This is a genomic window from Streptomyces sp. NPDC034085 (assembly GCF_055575555.1).
Window position 1 is genome coordinate 419,591 of the sequence record NZ_JBVISL010000001.1, and the last position, 19,129, is coordinate 438,719.

Annotated in this window: 23 protein-coding genes; 9 read left to right on the top strand and 14 right to left on the bottom strand. The window is 72.3% G+C overall.

From position 1 onward, the window contains the following. Nucleotides 1-90: 90 nt before the first annotated feature. The gene (glnA, locus tag ACZ501_RS01965) at nt 91-1,500 is read right to left on the bottom strand and encodes a type I glutamate--ammonia ligase (protein ID WP_007263729.1); all 1,410 of its coding nucleotides are present in this window, start codon (nt 1,498-1,500) and stop codon (nt 91-93) included. A 185-nt stretch (nt 1,501-1,685) separates the two neighbouring features. Between glnA and ACZ501_RS01970 the strand changes: the two genes are divergently transcribed. Further along, nucleotides 1,686-2,153: an RDD family protein gene (locus tag ACZ501_RS01970; RefSeq protein WP_361599891.1), complete on the top strand. Its 468-nt coding sequence runs from the start codon at nt 1,686-1,688 to the stop codon at nt 2,151-2,153. A 165-nt stretch (nt 2,154-2,318) separates the two neighbouring features. On the opposite strand, the gene ACZ501_RS01975 is transcribed toward ACZ501_RS01970, so the two are convergent. The 5 genes from ACZ501_RS01975 to ACZ501_RS01995 all read right to left on the bottom strand — a co-directional run bounded on the left by ACZ501_RS01975 (nt 2,319) and on the right by ACZ501_RS01995 (nt 5,714). Continuing rightward, nucleotides 2,319-3,017, bottom strand: a complete 699-nt coding sequence (locus ACZ501_RS01975) for a DUF4191 domain-containing protein (protein ID WP_361599888.1) — start codon at nt 3,015-3,017, stop codon at nt 2,319-2,321. A gap of 10 nt (nt 3,018-3,027) precedes the next feature. Next, nucleotides 3,028-3,225: an SCO2195 family GlnR-regulated protein gene (locus tag ACZ501_RS01980; RefSeq protein ID WP_267035224.1), complete on the bottom strand. Its 198-nt coding sequence runs from the start codon at nt 3,223-3,225 to the stop codon at nt 3,028-3,030. A 227-nt stretch (nt 3,226-3,452) separates the two neighbouring features. Next, a complete protein-coding gene (gene lipA / locus ACZ501_RS01985) occupies nt 3,453-4,418 on the bottom strand; it encodes a lipoyl synthase (RefSeq protein ID WP_361599884.1) in 966 nt (321 codons plus the stop codon). Nucleotides 4,419-4,529: 111 nt separating this feature from the next. Next, complete coding sequence (lipB, locus tag ACZ501_RS01990) at nt 4,530-5,327, bottom strand: lipoyl(octanoyl) transferase LipB (protein ID WP_361599881.1); 798 nt, start codon at nt 5,325-5,327, stop codon at nt 4,530-4,532. A gap of 108 nt (nt 5,328-5,435) precedes the next feature. Continuing rightward, nucleotides 5,436-5,714, bottom strand: a complete 279-nt coding sequence (locus tag ACZ501_RS01995) for a hypothetical protein (RefSeq protein WP_468791762.1) — start codon at nt 5,712-5,714, stop codon at nt 5,436-5,438. Nucleotides 5,715-5,887: 173 nt separating this feature from the next. Between ACZ501_RS01995 and ACZ501_RS02000 the strand changes: the two genes are divergently transcribed. Next, on the top strand, nt 5,888-7,327 hold the full coding sequence (locus ACZ501_RS02000) for a regulator (RefSeq protein ID WP_361599878.1): 1,440 nt from the start codon (nt 5,888-5,890) through the stop codon (nt 7,325-7,327). A 77-nt stretch (nt 7,328-7,404) separates the two neighbouring features. Here ACZ501_RS02000 and ACZ501_RS02005 read toward each other — a convergent pair whose 3' ends face one another. The 3 genes from ACZ501_RS02005 to ACZ501_RS02015 form a co-directional block, all read right to left on the bottom strand. Further along, nucleotides 7,405-8,679: an NAD(P)/FAD-dependent oxidoreductase gene (locus ACZ501_RS02005; RefSeq protein WP_468791765.1), complete on the bottom strand. Its 1,275-nt coding sequence runs from the start codon at nt 8,677-8,679 to the stop codon at nt 7,405-7,407. A 162-nt stretch (nt 8,680-8,841) separates the two neighbouring features. After that, entirely contained in the window at nt 8,842-9,732 is an 891-nt protein-coding gene (locus tag ACZ501_RS02010) for a TIGR01777 family oxidoreductase (protein WP_468791768.1), read from the bottom strand. Nucleotides 9,733-9,767: 35 nt separating this feature from the next. Continuing rightward, complete coding sequence (locus ACZ501_RS02015) at nt 9,768-10,454, bottom strand: VIT1/CCC1 transporter family protein (protein ID WP_361599870.1); 687 nt, start codon at nt 10,452-10,454, stop codon at nt 9,768-9,770. Between ACZ501_RS02015 and ACZ501_RS02020 the strand changes: the two genes are divergently transcribed. Then, the gene (locus ACZ501_RS02020) at nt 10,372-11,616 is read left to right on the top strand and encodes a PP2C family protein-serine/threonine phosphatase (RefSeq protein WP_468791771.1); all 1,245 of its coding nucleotides are present in this window, start codon (nt 10,372-10,374) and stop codon (nt 11,614-11,616) included. The two genes, ACZ501_RS02015 and ACZ501_RS02020, sit on opposite strands and share 83 nt — an antisense overlap. Nucleotides 11,617-11,624: 8 nt before the next feature. After that, nucleotides 11,625-12,530, top strand: a complete 906-nt coding sequence (locus tag ACZ501_RS02025) for a thermonuclease family protein (protein WP_468791774.1) — start codon at nt 11,625-11,627, stop codon at nt 12,528-12,530. 46 nt (nt 12,531-12,576) lie between these two features. Here the strand turns inward: ACZ501_RS02025 and ACZ501_RS02030 are convergent, their stop codons facing one another. Further along, complete coding sequence (locus tag ACZ501_RS02030) at nt 12,577-12,834, bottom strand: hypothetical protein (RefSeq protein ID WP_361599861.1); 258 nt, start codon at nt 12,832-12,834, stop codon at nt 12,577-12,579. Between the two features lie 107 nt (nt 12,835-12,941). Here ACZ501_RS02030 and ACZ501_RS02035 point away from each other — a divergent pair, with 107 nt between their 5' ends. Further along, on the top strand, nt 12,942-13,322 hold the full coding sequence (locus tag ACZ501_RS02035) for an ArsC/Spx/MgsR family protein (RefSeq protein ID WP_361599858.1): 381 nt from the start codon (nt 12,942-12,944) through the stop codon (nt 13,320-13,322). Nucleotides 13,323-13,352: 30 nt separating this feature from the next. Here ACZ501_RS02035 and ACZ501_RS02040 read toward each other — a convergent pair whose 3' ends face one another. Together ACZ501_RS02040 and ACZ501_RS02045 are read right to left on the bottom strand one after the other, a co-directional pair. Further along, entirely contained in the window at nt 13,353-13,715 is a 363-nt protein-coding gene (locus tag ACZ501_RS02040) for a DUF4180 domain-containing protein (RefSeq protein ID WP_361599855.1), read from the bottom strand. Between the two features lie 55 nt (nt 13,716-13,770). Next, nucleotides 13,771-14,607, bottom strand: a complete 837-nt coding sequence (locus ACZ501_RS02045; RefSeq protein ID WP_468791777.1) for an alpha/beta fold hydrolase — start codon at nt 14,605-14,607, stop codon at nt 13,771-13,773. 64 nt (nt 14,608-14,671) lie between these two features. Between ACZ501_RS02045 and ACZ501_RS02050 the strand changes: the two genes are divergently transcribed. Continuing rightward, entirely contained in the window at nt 14,672-15,106 is a 435-nt protein-coding gene (locus ACZ501_RS02050) for a MarR family winged helix-turn-helix transcriptional regulator (protein ID WP_361599849.1), read from the top strand. Here the strand turns inward: ACZ501_RS02050 and ACZ501_RS02055 are convergent. After that, entirely contained in the window at nt 15,096-15,590 is a 495-nt protein-coding gene (locus ACZ501_RS02055; protein WP_468791780.1) for an ATP-binding protein, read from the bottom strand. The two genes, ACZ501_RS02050 and ACZ501_RS02055, sit on opposite strands and share 11 nt — an antisense overlap. Nucleotides 15,591-15,786: 196 nt before the next feature. Between ACZ501_RS02055 and ACZ501_RS02060 the strand changes: the two genes are divergently transcribed. Together ACZ501_RS02060 and ACZ501_RS02065 are read left to right on the top strand one after the other, a co-directional pair. Next, a complete protein-coding gene (locus tag ACZ501_RS02060) occupies nt 15,787-16,596 on the top strand; it encodes a helix-turn-helix domain-containing protein (protein ID WP_468791783.1) in 810 nt (269 codons plus the stop codon). Next, entirely contained in the window at nt 16,593-16,793 is a 201-nt protein-coding gene (locus ACZ501_RS02065) for a DUF397 domain-containing protein (RefSeq protein ID WP_468791786.1), read from the top strand. Before ACZ501_RS02060 ends, ACZ501_RS02065 begins: the two co-directional genes overlap by 4 nt. A gap of 242 nt (nt 16,794-17,035) precedes the next feature. Here the strand turns inward: ACZ501_RS02065 and ACZ501_RS02070 are convergent, their stop codons facing one another. Continuing rightward, nucleotides 17,036-17,950: a GDSL-type esterase/lipase family protein gene (locus ACZ501_RS02070; RefSeq protein ID WP_468791789.1), complete on the bottom strand. Its 915-nt coding sequence runs from the start codon at nt 17,948-17,950 to the stop codon at nt 17,036-17,038. A 618-nt stretch (nt 17,951-18,568) separates the two neighbouring features. On the opposite strand from ACZ501_RS02070, the gene ACZ501_RS02075 reads away from it, so the two are divergent. Beyond that, on the top strand, nt 18,569-19,126 hold the full coding sequence (locus ACZ501_RS02075; protein ID WP_468791792.1) for a hypothetical protein: 558 nt from the start codon (nt 18,569-18,571) through the stop codon (nt 19,124-19,126). Nucleotides 19,127-19,129: the final 3 nt, after the last annotated feature.

Here is a 19,129-nt window from a genome sequence, read left to right on the forward strand (position 1 = left end):
GGCCAACCCGGGCTGTCAAAAGCAGAAGGCCCCCGCCCCTCTCCGAAGAGAGCGGCGGGGGCCTCCCCTGCCTGTGCTGACCTGGACTTCTTACAGGTCGAAGTACAGCTCGAACTCGTGCGGGTGCGGGCGCTGCGCGATCGGGGCGATCTCGTGGGTCCGCTTGTAGTCGATCCAGGTCTCGATCAGGTCCGGGGTGAAGACACCGCCGGCGAGGAGGTACTCGTGGTCCTCCTCCAGCGCCTTGAGGACGTCCTCGAGGCTGGTCGGGACCTGCGGGACGCTCGCGTGCTCGTCGGGCGAGAGCTCGTAGAGGTCCTTGTCGATCGGCTCCATCGGCTCGATCTTGTTCTTGATGCCGTCGAGGCCCGCGAGGAGCAGGGCCGAGAAGGCCAGGTACGGGTTCGAGGACGGGTCCGGCGCGCGGAACTCGACGCGCTTGGCCTTCGGGTTCGAGCCCGTGATCGGGATGCGCATGGCGGCGGAGCGGTTGCGCTGCGAGTACACCATGTTGACCGGCGCCTCGAAGCCCGGCACCAGGCGGTGGTACGAGTTCACCGTCGGGTTGGTGAAGGCGAGCAGCGACGGGGCGTGCTTGAGGATGCCGCCGATGTAGTAGCGGGCGGTGTCCGACAGGCCCGCGTAGCCGGCCTCGTCGTAGAAGAGCGGCTCGCCGCCGGCCCACAGGGACTGGTGGACGTGCATGCCCGAGCCGTTGTCACCGAAGATCGGCTTCGGCATGAAGGTCGCGGTCTTGCCGTTGCGCCAGGCGACGTTCTTCACGATGTACTTGAAGAGCATCAGGTCGTCGGCCGCGGCGAGCAGCGTGTTGAACTTGTAGTTGATCTCGGCCTGGCCACCGGTGCCGACCTCGTGGTGCTGGCGCTCGACCTGGAGGCCCTGGGCGTCCAGCTCGAGGGAGATCTCGGCGCGCAGGTCGGCGAAGTGGTCGACCGGGGCTACGGGGAAGTAACCACCCTTGTAGCGGACCTTGTAGCCGCGGTTGTTCTCCTCGGAACCGGTGTTCCAGGCGCCGGCCTCGGAGTCGATGTGGTAGAAGCCCTCGTTCGCGGAGGTCGCGAAGCGCACGCTGTCGAACACGTAGAACTCGGCCTCGGGGCCGAAGAACGCGGTGTCGGCGATGCCGGTGGAGGCGAGGTAGGCCTCGGCCTTCTTCGCGATGTTGCGCGGGTCGCGGCTGTAGGCCTCACCCGTGATCGGGTCGTGGATGAAGAAGTTGATGTTGAGCGTCTTGTCCTTGCGGAACGGGTCCAGGCGCGCGGTGGTGATGTCGGCACGCAGCGCCATGTCGGACTCGTGGATCGCCTGGAAGCCGCGGATCGAGGAACCGTCGAAGGCGAGCTCCTCCGCCGGGTCGAACGCTCGCGCCGGGATGGTGAAGTGCTGCATCACACCAGGCAGGTCGCAGAAGCGGACGTCGACGAACTTGACGTCGTTCTCCTCGATGTACTGCTTCACTTCGTCGGCGTTCTTGAACATCCAACTCCTCCTACTCCCGGTCCCGGGGCAGGGACGGGCTTTATAGCTCGTGGTGCGTCAGTGCGGTGCCGCACGCTGACCCGACCATAAGCAGACGGGATTTCCCAAGCATGACCCATTTGTTTCGCACAAGTTAACCAGGGTCCGGTCCAGGTGCCGTGGAGGAGCACCGGTACCGTGGTGGAGTGGACAACAGGCAAGCAATCGGTTCCTGGCTCTCCGGGCCCCGCGCGGCCGCCGAGGAGATGGGCGTCGACTTCGGCTATCCGGGCCAGCGGCTCGGCCTGCCCCGGTCGGGCCCGGGCTCCGCGGCCCGCTTCGGACGCCGGCTCGGCGCCGTCGTCATCGACTGGATCGGCTGCCAGCTGATCGCGTACGGGCTCATCACCCACGGCGACCTGGCCGCGGCCGGGAACTGGACGCTGGTGCTGTTCCTGTCCCTGACCCTGCTGACCGTGGGCACCGTGGGCTTCACCCCCGGCAAGCGGATCCTCGGCCTCCGGGTGATCGCGCAGGACGGCGGGCGCCTCGGCATCCTGCGCGTGATGCTCCGCACCCTGCTGCTGGCCCTGGTCGTCCCCGCGCTGGTCTGGGACCGCGACGGGCGCGGGCTGCACGACCGCCTGGCGGGCGCGGTGCAGGTCCGGCTCTAGCGGCCCGCGAGCGGCTGGGCGTACGGACGGGCACCGGAGGCGGAAGCCGCCCCGCGCACCCCGTCTCGTATACACATGTGCATGCCCACCCACTCCGTATACGCACAGGGGCGCCCCCGAGCCGGCTGGCATCGGGGGCGCCCCTGGTGCGTACGAGGAGTGCGGTCAGCGCATCTTTCCGCCGCGCGGCATGCGCATGCCCTTGGGCATCGGGCCCTTCGGGACCGGCATGTTGCTCATGAGGTCGCCCATGGCCCGGAGCTTGTCGTTGACCTGGGTGATCTGCGGGCCGGTCAGGACGCGCGGCAGCTTCAGCAGCGTCGTACGGACCTTCTTCAGCGGCACCTCGCCCTCGCCGGTGCCCACGATGAAGGTGTGGACCGGGATGTCGGGCATGATCCGGGCCAGCTTCTTCTTCTCGGCCGCGAGCAGGGTCTTGACCCGGTTCGGGTTGCCCTCCGCGATCAGGACGACGCCCGCCTTGCCGACGGCCCGGTGGACGATGTCCTGGTTCCGGTTCATCGCGACGGCCGGGGTGGTCGTCCAGCCCCGTCCCACGTTGTCCAGTACGGCCGCGGCCGCGCCCGGCTGCCCCTCCATCTGCCCGAAGGCAGCCCGCTCGGCCCGCCGCCCGAAGACGATCGCCATCGCGAGGAACGCCACCAGGAGGCCCAGGATGCCCAGGTAGACCGGGTGGCCGATCAGGAAGCCGATCGCAAGGAGTACGCCGAAAGCGACGATTCCCACGCCCGCGACGATCAGACCGACCTTCGGGTCGGCCTTGCGCGTCATCTTGTACGTCAGGGCGATCTGCTTCAGTCGCCCGGGGTTCGCAGCAGTCTCTGCGTTTGACTTCCTCGCCATAGGGCGAAGTTTACGTGTCCTGCGGGGTCCGGGTCGCCGCGGCCTCGAGTACGTGCTCGGTTTCCACGCGGTCCTTCGCCCGGCGGCGGTCCTCCAGGACGGCCGTCCAGGCGTTGCGCCGGGCACCGCTCATGAGCAGCGATTCCAGGCCGCGGAAGGCCTCACTGAAGGACGGGATGGCGATGGCGCGGACTGGCGCGGCCTGCATGATGTCGACCCCTACTCTCACTGCTCGCATCAAGGACGTGTGCGGTGCGTGGATCCAGCGTCACTGACTGGTGTTACCAGGGTGTGGCCGGTCGGTCAAATGTGATGGACACGTTGCAAACAACGGCGCGGCCCGCCGGGCTCCTCACACGAAAAGAGCCTAGGGGCCGCGTCGTCGCGGTGTTACCGATTGGTAGGTATTGTGCGTGACTTCACACGCACACAGAGTCAGCCGGCGGCGCCGGACCCGAGGGCGGCGCGCTTCTCCATGGCCTGGTTGTACAGGCGTCCGGCCCGGTACGAGGAGCGGACCAGCGGGCCGGACATCACGCCGGAGTAGCCGATCTCCTCGGCCTCCTTCGCCAGCTCCACGAACTCGGCCGGCTTCACCCAGCGCTCCACGGGGTGGTGGCGGGGCGAGGGCCGCAGGTACTGGGTGATGGTGATGAGCTCGCAGCCGGCCTCGTGCAGGTCCTTCAGGGCCTGCGAGACCTCCTCGCGCTCCTCGCCCATGCCGAGGATCAGGTTCGACTTGGTGACCAGCCCGTACGCGCGGGCCTTGGTGATCACCTCGAGGGAGCGCTCGTAGCGGAAGCCGGGGCGGATCCGCTTGAAGATCCGGGGCACGGTCTCGACGTTGTGCGCGAAGACCTCGGGCCGGGAGGCGAAGACCTCCTCCAGCAGCTCCGGGACCGCGTTGAAGTCGGGGGCCAGCAGCTCGACCTTGGTGTGGCCGCCCTCGCGGCCGGCCGTCTGCTGGTGGATCTGGCGCACGGTCTCCGCGTACAGCCACGCGCCGCCGTCCGCCAGGTCGTCGCGGGCGACGCCGGTGATGGTGGCGTAGTTCAGGTCCATGGTGACCACGGACTCGCCGACGCGGCGGGGCTCGTCCCGGTCCAGGGCCTCGGGCTTGCCCGTGTCGATCTGGCAGAAGTCACAGCGCCGGGTGCACTGGTCGCCACCGATGAGGAAGGTGGCCTCGCGGTCCTCCCAGCATTCGTAGATGTTCGGACAGCCGGCTTCCTGGCACACCGTGTGCAGTCCTTCGCCCTTCACCAGGGCCTGCATCTTGGTGTACTCGGGACCCATCTTCGCCCGGGTCTTGATCCACTCGGGCTTGCGCTCGATGGGGGTCTGGCTGTTGCGGACCTCCAGGCGCAGCATCTTGCGTCCGTCGGGTGCGACTGCGGACACGACCGGCTCCCTGTGACTTCGATTCTTCGGCGTCCACCAGGGTACGCCCGTAAATTCGTACGCTCTTACGTCCGCCAACCGGGGGCCGCCCGGACGCATTCCCCCGCGCGGCTAGGCCCCGGCGGCTTCGATCTCCCGCGGCCTCAGCTCGGCGTGCTCCAGCACGTCCTTCAGGTGCCGTTCCACGACCGGCAGCACCTCCGCGATGGTGACCTCGCGGCCCAGTTCGTACGAGAGCGAGGTCACACCGGCGTCCCTGATGCCGCAGGGGATGATCCGGTCGAACCAGGTGGCGTCCGGGTTCACGTTCAGGGAGAAGCCGTGCATCGTGACGCCCTTGGCGACGCGGATGCCGATGGCGGCGAGCTTGCGGTCCTCGCGGCGCTGGCCGGCGTTGGACGGGGCGTACTCGGGGCCGTTGAGCCGGGCGTCGAACTCCTCGTCGTGCAGGCGGGGGTCGAAGTCCAGGGAGAGGCCGCCTATCTTGGGGCGCTCCTCCACGGGGTCGCCGAGCACCCAGACGCCGGAGCGGCCCTCGACCCGGGTGGTCTCCAGGCCGAAGTCGGCGGCGGTGCGGATGAGGGCGTCCTCCAGGCGGCGTACGTGGGCGACCACGTCGACGGGGCGGGGCAGCTTCATGATCGGGTAGCCGACCAGCTGGCCCGGGCCGTGCCAGGTGATCTTGCCGCCGCGGTCCACGTCGATCACCGGCGTGCCGTCGAGGGGGCGCTCGCTGGGGTCGGTGCGCCGGCCGGCCGTGTAGACCGGCTCGTGCTCCACCATCAGGCAGGTGTCGCCGATCTCGTCGGCGAAGCGGGCCGCGTGCACCCGGCGCTGCTCTTCCCAGGCCTCGGTGTACTCGACGGATTCCGGCCCGAAGCCCAGATGGACAAACCGAAGCTCAGTCACCGCAGCGCCTCCTCGTTGAACCTGCTGTGTGCACGTATCGCACCCGGTCAAGAGTACGGCCGCCCGCGCGCGGCCCCCCGGGCCCCCGGTAGCGGGCCCACGAGCCCGCTACCTGCCCGGCTCCGGGAGCGGCCCCGGCAGCTGCGGGGGGCGCCTGCGGCCGGCGGGCGGCCGGTCCGGGTCCTGGTCGGCCCCCGGCAGCTCGCGGTGGCCCTCGGAGTGGTCGTTGACCCAGCCGCACACCCCGCACGCGTAGCGCCCGTCGAGTCCCGCGATGTGGGTGCCGCAGCGGCGGCACTCCGCCTCGGTGAGCTCCGGAGCGGGCAGCGGAGCGGTGGACGGCGCGTACGGGTGGGGGAGGTGGGTCCCCTGGGGCCGGCGGGTCATGGGGCGCAGCGTACGCGGACCGGGTGGGTCGGTCCGTAAAGAGCCCTACGCATTCTGCACACGATCGGATGAATGTGGGGCAGAGAGGGCGGTGTGAGGGGAGTTGGCCGCTACATTCACGCCGTTCACAGGGCCGGGACTCCGGTCCGTCACGTACGGAAACCGTGGAGCCGATGACCGAACGACCTGCCCAGCGTGTCCCCAACCGGCAGCTCGCGGCACTGATCGCGGAAGCCGGGTTCTCGAACGCCGGGCTCGCCCGCCGTGTCGACCAGCTCGGGCTGGAGCACGGTCTGGACCTGCGGTACGACAAGACGTCCGTGACCCGCTGGCTGCGCGGTCAGCAGCCCCGCGGGACCACCCCGGCGCTGATCGCGGAGGTCTTCACCCGGCGCCTGGGGCGGCGGCTGTCGGCACAGGATCTGGGCCTGGACGCGTGCGCGCCCGTGTACGCGGGGCTGGAGTTCGCGGCGACCCCGGAGGAGGCCGTGGACATCGCGAGCGGGCTGTGGCGCAAGGACTCCGGCTCGCACGCCGAGCTGCGCAAGATCGCCTTCACCCCGGCCGGCCTGGTGGTGCCCAGCCGGGACTGGCTCATCGGGCGGCCCGACGAACGCGTGGGGCGCGGCGCCGACCCCGCCGCCCACCGGGTCCCGGCCCAGGGCCGCGCCACCGTGCCCCGCCAGCGGCAGATCGACCGGGGGCCGGGGCAGCGGGTGACCAGCGGGGACATCGCCGCGCTGCGCTCGGTGAGCGACCTGTTCCGGACCCTGGACCACACCTACGGCGGCGGGCACGCCCGGCAGGCCCTGGTGCGGTACCTGGAGCACGAGGCGGAGCCGATGCTGCGCGGCACCTACGGCGAGACCACCGGGCGGCGCCTGTTCGCCGCCGCCGCCGACCTGACCCGCCTCGCGGGGTGGACCTCGTACGACATCGCGGCACACGGCCTCGCCCAGCGGTACTTCGTCCAGGCGCTGCGCCTGGCGCAGGCCGCCGGGGACCGGCAGTACGGGTCCTACGTCCTGATCACCATGAGCCGCCAGGCCGTCTACCTCGGGCACGGCCGGGAGGCGGTGCAGCTGGCCCGGGTCGCCCAGCAGGGCGTGGGCTCGGGGCCGCCGCCGGTGGTGCAGGCGCTGCTGCACGCCTCGGAGGCGCGGGGGCACGCGGTGCTGGGCGAGGTGCGGGCGGCGACGGCCTCGCTGGTGCGGGCCGAGCGGGCGCTGGGCGCGGCCAGGCCGGGGGACGACGTACCGCACTGGGCCCGGCTGTTCGACGAAGGGCAGCTGGCGGACGAGTTCGGGCACTGCCACCGCGACCTCCAGCAGTACCGGGCCTCCGCCCAGCACGCGGAGCGCTCCCTCCAGCTGCGCGCGCCGGGCTTCGCGCGCTCGCGGCTGTTCTGCCGGGTGGTGCTGGCCACCGCCCGGCTGGGGCTGGGCGAGCTGGACCAGGCGTGCGCGCTGGGGGCGGAGGCGGCGCAGCAGGCGATGGAGATGCGGTCGGTGCGGGCGGTGGAGTACGTACGGGACTTCGAGCGGAGGCTGGAGCCGTACCGGGACGCGGCGGCGGTGCGGACGTACCGGGACCGGGTGTCGGCACTGAGCTGACGCCTGCGCGCCGGGCGGCTCGGGCGCGCCGGGCAGGCAGGGGCGGGGCCCGGTCCGCGGGGACCGGGCCCCGACGTTCAGGCCGCCGCCGGAAGGACCTCCTCCGGTTGGGCCGGGAGCGGGATGCCGAAGTCGCGCAGCAGAGCGGTGGCGGCGCGGCGGGCGGAGTGCAGGGCGCCCTGGACGGTGTTGGAGTCGCGGTGGTCCCCGCAGACGTAGAGCCCGGCCAGGACCCGTACCGCCCGCTGCCGGTCGTGCGGCGGGGGCATGGCCGGGACGGCCTCGGGGGTGTGGTGGACGGCCAGCAGCTCCCAGTCCCGCGTCGAGGTCCCGTACAGCCGGGCCAGGCGGGACGCGACCGTCCGGGCGGGCGGTGGCGGACCGTGCACGGTGGTGGTGACCAGGCTGCGGCCGGCGGGTGCCCGGGTGGGGTCGACCGCGCTCATCACGGCGGTGTGGGCCAGCGGCCACTTCGGATCGGCGTCCAGGAGCAGCGAGCCGTCCCAGGGCAGGGGCGCGGGGGTCGCGTGGTGGATGACGGTGACCTCGTGGAAGGCCGGCACCCGCAGCCCCGGGAGGAGTTCGGCGGCGGCCCGGGCGCCGGTGGCGAGGACGACGGAACGGCAGGCGAAGTCCCCGTGCTCCTCGGTGGTGACGAGGTTGGTCGCCACCGACCGCACCCGGATGCCGGTGCGGATCGTGCCGGGCGGCAGGGCTGCCGCGAGCAGGTCCGGAAGGGTGGCGGCGCCGCCCTCGGGCACGGCGAGGCGGCCCCGGGCGAAGGTGCGCAGGGCGAGGTCCGCGACGCGGCTGGAGGTGGTGAGGTCCGGGTCGCGGAGCAGGGTGGACAACAGGGGGCGCAGGACGCCGGACACGGTGCGCGGGGGCAGGCCCCGGGAGCCGAGGGCGGCCAGGGCGCTGCGCTCGGGCCGGGCGAGCACCCGTTCCAGGGGCAGCGCCGCGAGCCGGCCGAGCGCGGCGCTGAAGCGGGCCTGGTCGAGGGAACCGCTGGCGAGGGCGCGGGCGGGGGTGAGGGCCCCGGCCCGCTGCTGCCTGCCGTCGGCGCCGTGCACCAGGACGCCGGGGGCGAAGGGGCGCAGGGCCAGCCCCCCGAGGCCCGGGGTGCGGGCGGGTTCGGTGTACGAGGTGTTGAGGAGCTGGCCGACCCGGTCGAGCCGGAATCCGTCGGCGGAGGCGGTGGCCATGCGGCCGCCGGGGTCGTCGGCGGTCTCCAGGACGCTGACGGTGACCCCTGCCGCGATCAGGTGCTGCGCTGCCGCGAGTCCTGAGACTCCGGCTCCTACGATGACGACGTCCGCGTGATGTGCGGCATGGTGTGAGCTGCTGAGCACGTGCCCCTCCCCGAGGTCGGCGCGGCTGTGTGGGGTTCCTCCTTCCCCCAACCGGCTCCGGGAGAACCCGAGTCCGGGTGGGGATTGCGCACAACTCCGGTCGCACAGCGGTCGCACACGGGTCACGAACGGTCGCACACGGTCGATCCGGTGCGCCTGCGGTTACGCGAGGGCCGCTCTGATCGACTCCTCGATGCCCGGGTACCGGAAGGCGAACCCCGACTCCAGCAGCCGGGCGGGCCGCGCCCGCTGACTGCCCAGCACGTCCTGGGACAGCTCGCCGAGCACCAGGCGCAGGGCGGGCGCGGGGACGGCGAACGGGGTCGGGCGGCGCAGCACGCGGCCCATGGCGGCGGTGACCTCACGGTTCGTCAGGGGCTCGGGGGCCGTGAGGTTGAAGGGGCCGGAGAGGGTGGGGGTGTCGACGAGGTGCCGCAGGGCGGCGACCTCGTCGTGGATCGAGATGAACGACCAGTACTGGCGGCCGCTGCCCAGCCGGCCGCCGAGGCCGGCCCGGAAGAGGGGGAACATCCGCCCCCAGGCCCCGCCCCCGGGGGCGACCACCAGCCCGGTGCGGGCGAACACGGTCCGGATCCCTGCCTCCCGGGCGGGGGCGGCGGCCGCCTCCCACTCGACGCAGACGGAGGCCAGGAAGCCGGTGCCGGCGGGCGCGGACTCGTCGACGGGCCGGTCGCCGGTGTCGCCGTAGTACCCGACGGCGGAGCCGCAGACCAGCACGGGCGGCGGGGCGTCGAGGGCGGCGAGCGCCCGGGCGACGGCGGCGGTCCCGAGCACCCGGCTGTCGCGGATCTCCTTCTTGTACGCGTCCGTCCACCGGTGGTCCCCGACCCCGGCCCCGGCGAGGTGCACGACGGCGTCGCACCCGCGCAGCCCGTCGGGGTCGACGTAGCCGGCGCGGGGGTCCCACCGCGCCTCGCCGGGGGCGGCGGGGGCGCGCCGCACGAAGCGGACGGTGTGGTGCCCGTCGGCGTGGAGGGAGCGTACGAGGGCCTGTCCGATGAGTCCGGAAGCTCCGGTGATGGCGATCCGCATGGGGCCAGTGTTCCCCCTCGTGGTGCGGGACGGGGTCAGCGGCCGAGCCAGGTGCCCACCGCGTACGTGACCCCCATGGCGAGGGCCCCGCCCACCACGTTGCGCAGGACCGCCCTCGGCGGCGGCGCCCCGCCCAGCCTCGCGCTCACCACCCCGCACAGCGCCAGCGCCACCAGCACCGCCACCACCGTCACGGGCACCCGCTCCGACGCCCCCGGCAGGACCACCGCCAGCAGCGGCAGCAGCGCCCCCGCCGTGAAGGCGACCAGGCTGGCGAACGCCGCGTGCCACGGGTTCGCCAGCTCGTCCGGCTCGATGCCGAGCTCCACCCGCGCGTGCGCCCGCAGCGCGTCCCGCTCCGTGAGCTGTTCGGCGGCCTCCCGGGCCAGGTCCCGGCTCAGGCCGCGCGCGGCCAGCAGCTCCGTCAGCTCGTCCAGTTCCGCTTCCGGCTCCTGCGCCAGTTCCCGCCGCTCCAGCTCCAGGGCCGCCCGCTCGGAGTCGCGCTGGGAGCTGACCGACACGTACTCCCCCGCCGCCATCGACAGCGATCCCGCGAGCAGTCCGGCCACGCCCGCCGTGAGGATCGCGGCACGCGAGGTGGTGGCGCCGGCGACACCGACGACCAGGCCCGCGGTGGAGATGATCCCGTCGTTGGCGCCGAGCACTCCCGCCCGCAGCCAGTTCAGCCGGGTGCTGATCGCCGCGCTCTGCGTATCCGTCACCGATCCACTGTCGCGGTCCGCGGCCGCCGGAGCCACCCGGCGTGCGCGGCCCGGGCCGCCGTACCAGGGTGGAGGGGTGAGACGCGGACGGCAGGAGCCGGGCTGGCTGCAGGGGGCGCCGCCACCGCGCTGGGCCCGGATCGCGCCCGCGGTGGCGATGGTGGCGCTCTGTCTGACCCAGTGGACCACCCGCACGGAGGAACTGGGCTACTTCCTGGCCGCCCTGCCCGCCGTGGCGGCCTTCTCGTACGGGGCCGCCGGCACCGCCGTCTTCGGGGCGCTCGTGCTGCTCCTGCTGGGCATCCCGGAGCTCGGCGTGGGCAACGCCCGCGGGACCGACCTGGCCACCGTGGCCACCGTCGGCCTGCTCAGCGTGGTCATCGCCTGGGTACGGCGGCGCCGGGACGCCCAGCTGGTCAGCGTGCGCACGGTCGCCGAGGCGGCCCAGATGGCGGTGCTGCCGCCGGTCCCGGAGCGGGTGGGGCGGGTGCGCTGCTCCGGGCTGTACCGGGCGGCCCAGCGGGGCACGCTGGTCGGCGGCGACCTGTTCGACGTACGGGCCGGGCCGTACGGGGTCCGGGCGGTGGTGGCGGACGTCCAGGGGCACGGGCTGGCGGCGGTCGGGACGGTGGCCTCGCTGCTCGGCGCGTTCCGCGAGGCGGTGCTGGACGACCCGGCGCTGGCGGCGGTCGCGGCCCGGCTGGACCGCAGGCTGGCGGCGGACGCCGCCGCGGAGTCCGTGGCGCATCCGGAGCTGTTCGCGACGGCCCTGCTGCTGGAGTTCCCGCCGGAGCGGGACCTCGTACGGGTCGTGTCGTGCGGGCATCCGCCGGCGCTGCTGCTGCGGGACTTCGCGGCCACCGAGCTGGCCGTGGAGCCGGGGCCTCCGCTGGGTCTGGGGCTGACGGGGCCCGCCCTTCCGGCCGTGGCCGAGCTCCCGCTGCTGCCGGGCGACCGGCTGCTGGCCCACACGGACGGGGTCACGGAGGCGCGGGACACGGCCGGGAACTTCTACCCGCTGGCCGTCCGGGTGCCGGTGCTGGCGAACGACCCCGAGGGCCTGGTCCCGGCGGTGTGGCGGGACCTCGCGGCCTTCACCCGGGGCGGCCCGGGCGACGACGTGGCGCTGCTGTTGCTGTCACTGGATGCACGAGATCCGTAGGAGCGATCATGTCCATGTTGATCATCAGGGGAACGTTCAGGGCGAAAGACCTCCAGCCGGACGGCGACACCATCGCCTTCACCCCGGACGACGTGGCGGACTGGCGCCTCGTCCCCGGCGCCCACCAGGTCCTGCCGAAGGCCGACGGGCGCGCGTCCGTCCGCCTGGAGGGCATCGATGCGCTGGAGACCCACTACGGCGACGACGAGTCGGGAGTCCAGCACCAGCCCCTGGGTCTGGCGCACCGGGCCGCGGACGAGCTGCTGAAGTGGCTCAACTTCAAGGACTTCCACCGTGACGAGAAGGCGCCGAAGGAGAGCGACCGGGAAAGCGTCGTCCTCTGCGTTCCCGAGACCGTGCCCGGGTACATCCTCACCCGCGGCACGGACGTCTACGGCCGGTGCGTGGCCCTGGTCGGCCGCGGCAGGCCGCCGGTGCTGGGCGGCTACGAGATCGACGTGGACGTGGAGCAGCTGACCAAGACCGCCAACCACCACCTGGTCAGGCAGGGACTGGCCTACCCGGCCTTCTACAGCGGCTTCCCCGACCACCTGCGCAACGCGCTGGCCGTCGCCGCCCAGGGGGCGAAGAGCGCCCCGCCCGGGAAGAGGGGCGTCTGGGACGCCGACGTGACCACTTCGGGGTTCAAGGTGACCGGCATGGCCTCGCTCACCGCCGACGACGGTGCCGTGATCCTCCCGAAGCTCTTCCGCCGGTTGAAGGACTACCTGGACCTGCACCTGGAGGGCGCGCCCCTGGCCTGCCTGCCCGCCTTCCTCGCCGGCGCCGGTGACACGTACTACCTCCAGGGGACGGCCGAGCGGCTCACCGGCCTGCAGGGCATCGTGGTCACCGACGGCGAGACCGTGCGGATGACGCGACCGGTCGAGGAGATCACCTTCGACGAGGCCTGAGCGGGGCCGGCCGGCGCGCGGGCCGGCCGGCCGTCCTGCCGGTGCGTCAGCCGGCGTGGGCGGTGATGAAGGCGCGGACCATCCGGCAGGTGAGGTTGGACGGGCGGTGGATCCCCACGCGCACCGCCATCGTCCGTATCTTGCGGTTGGTGGCGCGCTTGGCGTCGTACGTCCCCGTGTCGAGCAGGGAGATCGCCAGCCGCATCGCCTTCAGACGGCGGTTGTGGCTCTCGTACCACTCGCGGGGCAGGCCCGCCGGCAGCGGCTTCTTCTTGGGCATCGAAATGATCGCGGCAGCGGCCATCTACAGCCTCCCAAACGGTAGTTGGCTTCCTGTCGTTCTCCCTCGATTTTACCGGGGGGCACTGACAGAAGCCCCTGGCCAGACGGAGTCTGGCTACGCTTGCGGGCATGGAGATCTGGATCAACCCCGCCTGTTCCAAGTGCCGGAGCGCGCTGACCCTGCTGGACGCGGAGGGCGCCGAGTACACCGTCCGCCGCTACCTGGAGGACGTACCGTCCGAGGACGAGATCCGCGCGGTGCTGGGCCGCCTCGGGCTGGAGCCGTGGGACATCACGCGCACCTCCGACGCCCTGGCGAAGGAGACCGGCGTACGGGACCTGCCCCGCGAGGCGACGGAGGAGGCGCGCGGGCGCTGGATCGCCCACCTGGCCGCCCACCCGAAGCTCATCCAGCGCCCGATCATCACCGCCGAGGACGGCACGGCCGTGGTCGCCCGGTCGGAGGAGGCCGTCCGCGACGCCCTCTCCCGCACGGCCGGGCCCGCGTAACACGGGGCCGGCCGCGGGGGGTACGGGCCTTCAGCCCGCCAGCCGCTCCCGCAGCTGCCGGAGGTCGGTGAGGAACCAGGTCTGGCGCCCGCGGTTGCATTCACGGACGAAGTCCCGCAGGGCCGGACTGGCCTCCTCGTGGGCGGATATGTCGCCGAGGACCACGAGCCCCACGCGATAGGTGACGAACTTCTGGACGATCTCGCCGGCGACCCGCGTCCGCAGCCGGAAGAAGTCGTCACCGAACCGCTCGACGGGGATGACGACCCACTGGGCGCCCGACCAGGCGGCGTTGCCCACCAGGTCGGTCACGTCACCCTCACCGCCGATCGGCTCCCCCTCCGGGTCGCACAGCAGGACGGGCACGTCGTGGATCGTCTGCACGTTGCTCATGGAGATCGAGGCTAGGGACTTGCGGCGGCGCGGTCGAGGCAATTGCGGCCGGACGTCAGGGAGCCAGCCGGAGGGCGATCTCCTCGGCCGCCGTCAGCGGCAGCGCGTGGTGCGAGACGCCGGGCAGTACGCCGACCCGCGCGCCCGGCAGGACCTCGCGCGCGACCCGGGCCGCCCGGGCGGGATCGTGGCAGCGCGCCCGCCCGGCGAACAGCACCTCCACCGGCAGCTCCCGCAGCCCGGCGAGGTCCGGCCGCGGGCCGGTGACCGGCCGGACGGTGGGGAAGCGGGCCGTCTCCTCCTGGAGCCGCGTCCAGGCGGGGTCGAGCGGCACCCCGCCGGTCTCCCAGGCCAGGAAGGACCGGATCCGCGCCGGGGTGGGCCGCACCAGCATCGGCAGCGCCCGCAGGACGTAGCCGGGGCGCAGCCCGGCGAACACCTGCGTGGGGTCGAGCAGGACGAGCCGGTCCAGCCGCCCCGGCCGCCGCGCGGCGAGGTGGGCGGCGATCCAGGCCCCGTACGAGTGCCCGGCGAGGGTGACGGGCCCGCCGCCGGGTGCGTCGAGGCCGTCGAGCAGCGCGTCGAACCACTCCACGAGGTCCCCCACCGACCGCACCGCCCGCCCGGGCGCGGGGACGCTGAGCCCGGGCTCTCCCACCAGGTCCACGGCGTGCACCCGCCGGCTCCGGGCCGGCCCGGCCGCGACACACGCACCCCACACGGTGGAGGTGGCCCCGCCGCCGGGCAGCAGCACCAGCGGCGGCGCCCCGGCCGGACCGACGCTGTTGACGCGGGTGACTCCGTACGGCGTGGGCACCTCGACGGCCTCGACGGGACCGGGCCACCGGTCGAGGACCCCGTCGTAGGCGGCGCGGAAAGACGTCCCGGACATGGCCGGCTCCAATGCCTCGCTGGGCGATAATCTCGCTGAGCGAGGGATCTTAGTTGGAGGCGATGTGGACGACAACCTTGGACTGGTGCACCTGCTGCGCGCGGTGACCGTCGAATTCGGGCTCCGGCAGGCGGAGTTCGCCGCCGCCAACGGCATGCACCCGACCGACGTACGGGCCCTGGTCTGCCTGCTCGACGCGGCCCGCGCCGGCGAACCGGCCACGGCGGGCCTGCTGGGCACCCGGCTCGGCCTCAACTCGGCGGGCACCACGGCGGCGATCGACCGCCTGGAGCGCCTCGGCCACGTGGAACGCACCCGCGACCCCGGCGACCGCCGCCGCGTCCTGCTCCGGGTCAGCCCGGAGGCGGTCCGCCTGGGCCAGGAGTTCTTCGGCCCCATGCTGAACGGCGTCCTGGACGCCCTCGCAGCCCTCTCCCCCACCGAACGCGACACCATCCGCACCTTCCTGACGGCGGCCCGGGAGGCCTTCACCCCCTGAGGACGCACTCGGCCCACACGGTCTTGCCGACCACCCGGTCCGCCACCCCCCAGGCGGCGACGACGGCCCCGATGACGGGCATCCCGTACCCGCCCGCCCGCACCCGGGGCCGCCGGTCCCCCCGCCCGTCGGACACCTCGACGCGCACCACCTCGCCGAGGCGGGTGACCCGCAGCTCGAAGTCCCGCCCCTGCACCCGCCCGTGCGTCACCGCGTTCGCGGCCAGCTCGGCGATGACGAGCCCGACGTCGTCGGCGTCCCGGCTCCCGTGCGGAACCCCCCAGGCGTGCAGCTGCACGAGGGCCAGATGCCGCGCGAGGCGCGCCCCGCGCGGGGTGGCACTGAACCGCTGCACGAAGACGAACCCGCGCAGGGCCGCATCCAGCCCGGTCACCAGGTCCCCCCAGGCCCGGCCGAGCTGGGGGAGTACACCGGCGAGCCACTCCGTGTCGTCGTCGGCGGGGGCGCCCGTCGCGTCATGCATGACATTCCACCATTCGTTCGAGTGCTCAATCACCTTCCGTGAGGCCAGAGTTACGGAGACGGAGCTACGATCGAAAGCGCTTGGGGGACCGATCTGCGCTTTGGTCGGCGTGGCATATTCCGGCCCGCGTGACCTGCGAGAACGCCCCGGAATCCGGCCGTGACCAACAGCATGGGAACTGGGAAGGGGGGCGTCTGTGGACTCGGATCCACGCCGCCGATTCGCCGAGGAACTCAAGAGCGCCCGGGAGCTGTACCCGGAACGCCGCCTGACCCAGACGGACCTGGCCCGCCTGGCGCGCACCTCGAAGAGCACGATCAGCCGCCTGGAGTCGGGCAAGGGACCGATCCCACCGGAGCTGCCGGCGGTGCTGGACCAGATCTTCGGCACGGACGGGGTGTTCAAGCGGCTGTATGAGGAAGCCGTGGCGCAGAGTTTCCCGGCAATACACCGGCGTCGCATGAGGCTGGAGCGGGAGGCGATCGCCATCTGGGAGTGGTCCCAGCACGTCGTTCCAGGACTCCTGCAAACGTCCGACTATGCGCGCGCCATCCTCAGCAAGGGTGACCCTCGCGCCGGCGAAGCCGAGATCATGCAGGCGGTACGCGCCCGGCTCACGCGACAGGACATCCTCCGCGGGGCCGCTCCTCCCGAGGTCCGCGTGGTCCTGTGTGAATCCGTAATCCGCCGCCACCTGGGTCATCGCGAAGTGATGCGTGGTCAGCTCGCTGCGCTTCTGACCCACATGGAACGCCCCATGATGGGCATCCGTGTCCTCCCTCTCGACGCGGAGGCACACTTGATGATCAACAGCTCGGCAAGTTTCCTCACCGCCCCCAGCCACGTGACCGTGGTCTGCGTGGAGGCGTACCGTACTACCGGCATCGTCGAAGAACCTGATCATGTGCGGGCAGCGCAGCGCGCCTTCGAAGACCTGATGGGCGAGGCTCTTTCCGCGCGAGGCAGCGCGGACCTCATCAGAGAGCAGATGGAGAAACTCACATGAAGATGCATTCGGCCCCTGAGTCGGACCGCTGGATAAAGTCCAGCTTCAGCGGGGCTGACCAAGGCAACTGCGTCGAGGTCGCCACCGGTACGGCCGCCATCCGCGTCCGCGACTCCAAGATGACGGGTGGCCCCGAGCTGGCGGTGGCACCCACGACCTGGGTCGCTTTCCTGGACGGCATCACGGCAGCCGGCTGACCCTAAACCGCATCACAGCTGGTGTGGGGGTTTCCCGTCAGTCCCATCGTCATTCCGTGTCGGGCCGGTCCCTCAAGGGCGCTCCTTCGTCGCGTCGCTACGCGATGGCCTTCGGCCACCCTTGACCGACCGACCCGCCCCGGAAAGCCGAAAGACTGCCGGGAACCCCCCAAAAGAACGGTCACCAGGTACACGTCCGAGGAGCGGGTCTCTCAGGGACGAGGCGAGGGGTCAGGGGCCGGTCAGCGGGTGTGGGCGGTGAGGTGGTGGTACAGGGCCTGGTGGCCGGTCGGGGTGGGGTGGATGCCGTCGAGGAGGAGGTCCGGCTTCTCGCGCAGGGGCTCCCACATGTCGACGAAGTCGACGTGGTTCTCATCGCACCAGGCCCGCAGGGATGCGCGCAGGGCCAGGGCCCGTTCCCGGGTGAAGCAGAGGCCCTCGTAGTTGCTGGTGCGCTCTTCGTCCAGCCAGATCGGGCCCAGGACGACGAGGCGGGCGTTGTGCGTGTGCGCTGCGGCAGCGAGGTTCTGGAGAGCGTCCGCGACGGGTGCGAGACCGTCGGGGAGGGCGGAGTCGTTGATGCCTGCGGCGACGACGAGGGTGTCAGGCCGGCGAGGGGCCAGCAGGGTGGGCGTCTGCTCACTGACGTCTGCCAAGGTGATGCCGGGTATGGCCAGGTTGAACACCCGGTGGTCGGTCTCGTTCTCGGCTATGTGGGCCGAGGCCAGGTGGGACGCCCATCCTCCCTGCGGGTCACAACGGCCGTAGGCGATGCTGTCGCCCACGATCACGATCCGCGCCGACGGGCGCAGCGGCTTCGCGTCCAGATAGGCCCAGGCGCTCTCGCCCGATGCGAGGACCACCCGTCGACGGATGTAGTCGTCGACCTCGTAGGCGTCGGCTGCGGCGAGTTCCCGGTCGGTCAGGTGGAGAAGGGCTCCCTCGACCACGGCACCGATCCTGCGCTCCAGGGTCAGGTGCACGTCGAGGCCACTGGCCGCGATCACCTCGGGGTCGGTGATCTTCAGCGGCCTGGTCGCGTACCCGGCCAGCGACGCGGGAAAGCTGGGCACGGTCTGGCCGAAGAGGGTCTTCTGGACCTTCGGGTCCATCAGCGTGCCGAAGGAGAAGAGGACGTGGGGGCGGGTCTCGCTCACGATAAGGCTTTCTTCAGGGATTGATCAGCTGTGTTGATCAAGGTAGCCGCCGGACGCCAAGCAGACGCGCCTGTCGGTGCCGGATGTGGTCCTGATCAACGTCTGGTGCAGGTACCAGCCCCAGACGGCCGCCGGACGCCAAGCAATGAGAAGCGCGTAGCGATCTGTCGCGCCCATCGGCTTCCCGCGCTGCCCTGGTCGCTGTTCGGTGCGGGTGGGGCCGGGCCCCTGGTCCTGGGCACCGGATATGGAACCCGGATGCCCGGCAGGCCATGCCCCGGCCCCTCGCCTCGTCCCTGAGAGACCCGCTCCTGCCCGTCCTCCCCAGTGACCGTTCTTCTGGGGGCTTCCCGGCAGTCTTTCGGCTTTCCGGGGCGGGTCGGTCGGTCAAGGGTTGAGCGCAGCGAAATCGCGTAGCGACGCGACGAAGGAGCGCCCTTGAGGGACCGGCCCGAACCGGAATGACGATGGGACTGACGGGAAACCCCCACACCAGCCCCGACACCGCCCCACCGAAACCCCGCTCCCCTCCCCCGCCCCCCTTCACACCGCCCCCACCCCCCGTCCCGCTAGGGTGGCCCGAGGAGCAAATAGGGACGAAACATACCAAGGGGCCCCATGACCGACCAGCCGCCGCAGCCCCAGCAGCCGCCGCAGCCCCCACCGAGCCCCGCCGCCCCGTACCCCCTCCCCCCGCCCCGCCGCAGGGCCGACTGGATGTTCGGCGGGGTGTACGGGACCGTGCTGGCCAGTGCGCTGCTGGCCGCGCTGCATCGGGAGGGCGGGGAGTACACCCCGTTCTACGACGCCAGCTGGGTCCTGGTCACCGCCGTCACCGCCGCCCTCGCGCACGGGTACTCGCACCACATGGCCGGCCACGAGCACGCTTCCGCCGGGCACCGGTGGAGGTTGCTGGCCCGCGCCCTGGGGAACGAGTGGCCGATGATCGCCGCCACCCTGCCGACGGTGCTGCTGCTCCTGCTCGCCGGGTTCGCGCACTGGGACCCGTACGGGGTGACGGCCGTCGGGCTCGGCCTGAACACCGCGCTGCTGTTCGCCTGGGGGGCCTTCGTGGCGATCCGGGTCGGCTACCGGATCGCCACGGCCCTGCTCTTCGGCCTGGCGGACGCCACGATCGGGCTGGCCGTCATCGTGGCCAACGCCCTCATCAAATGACCC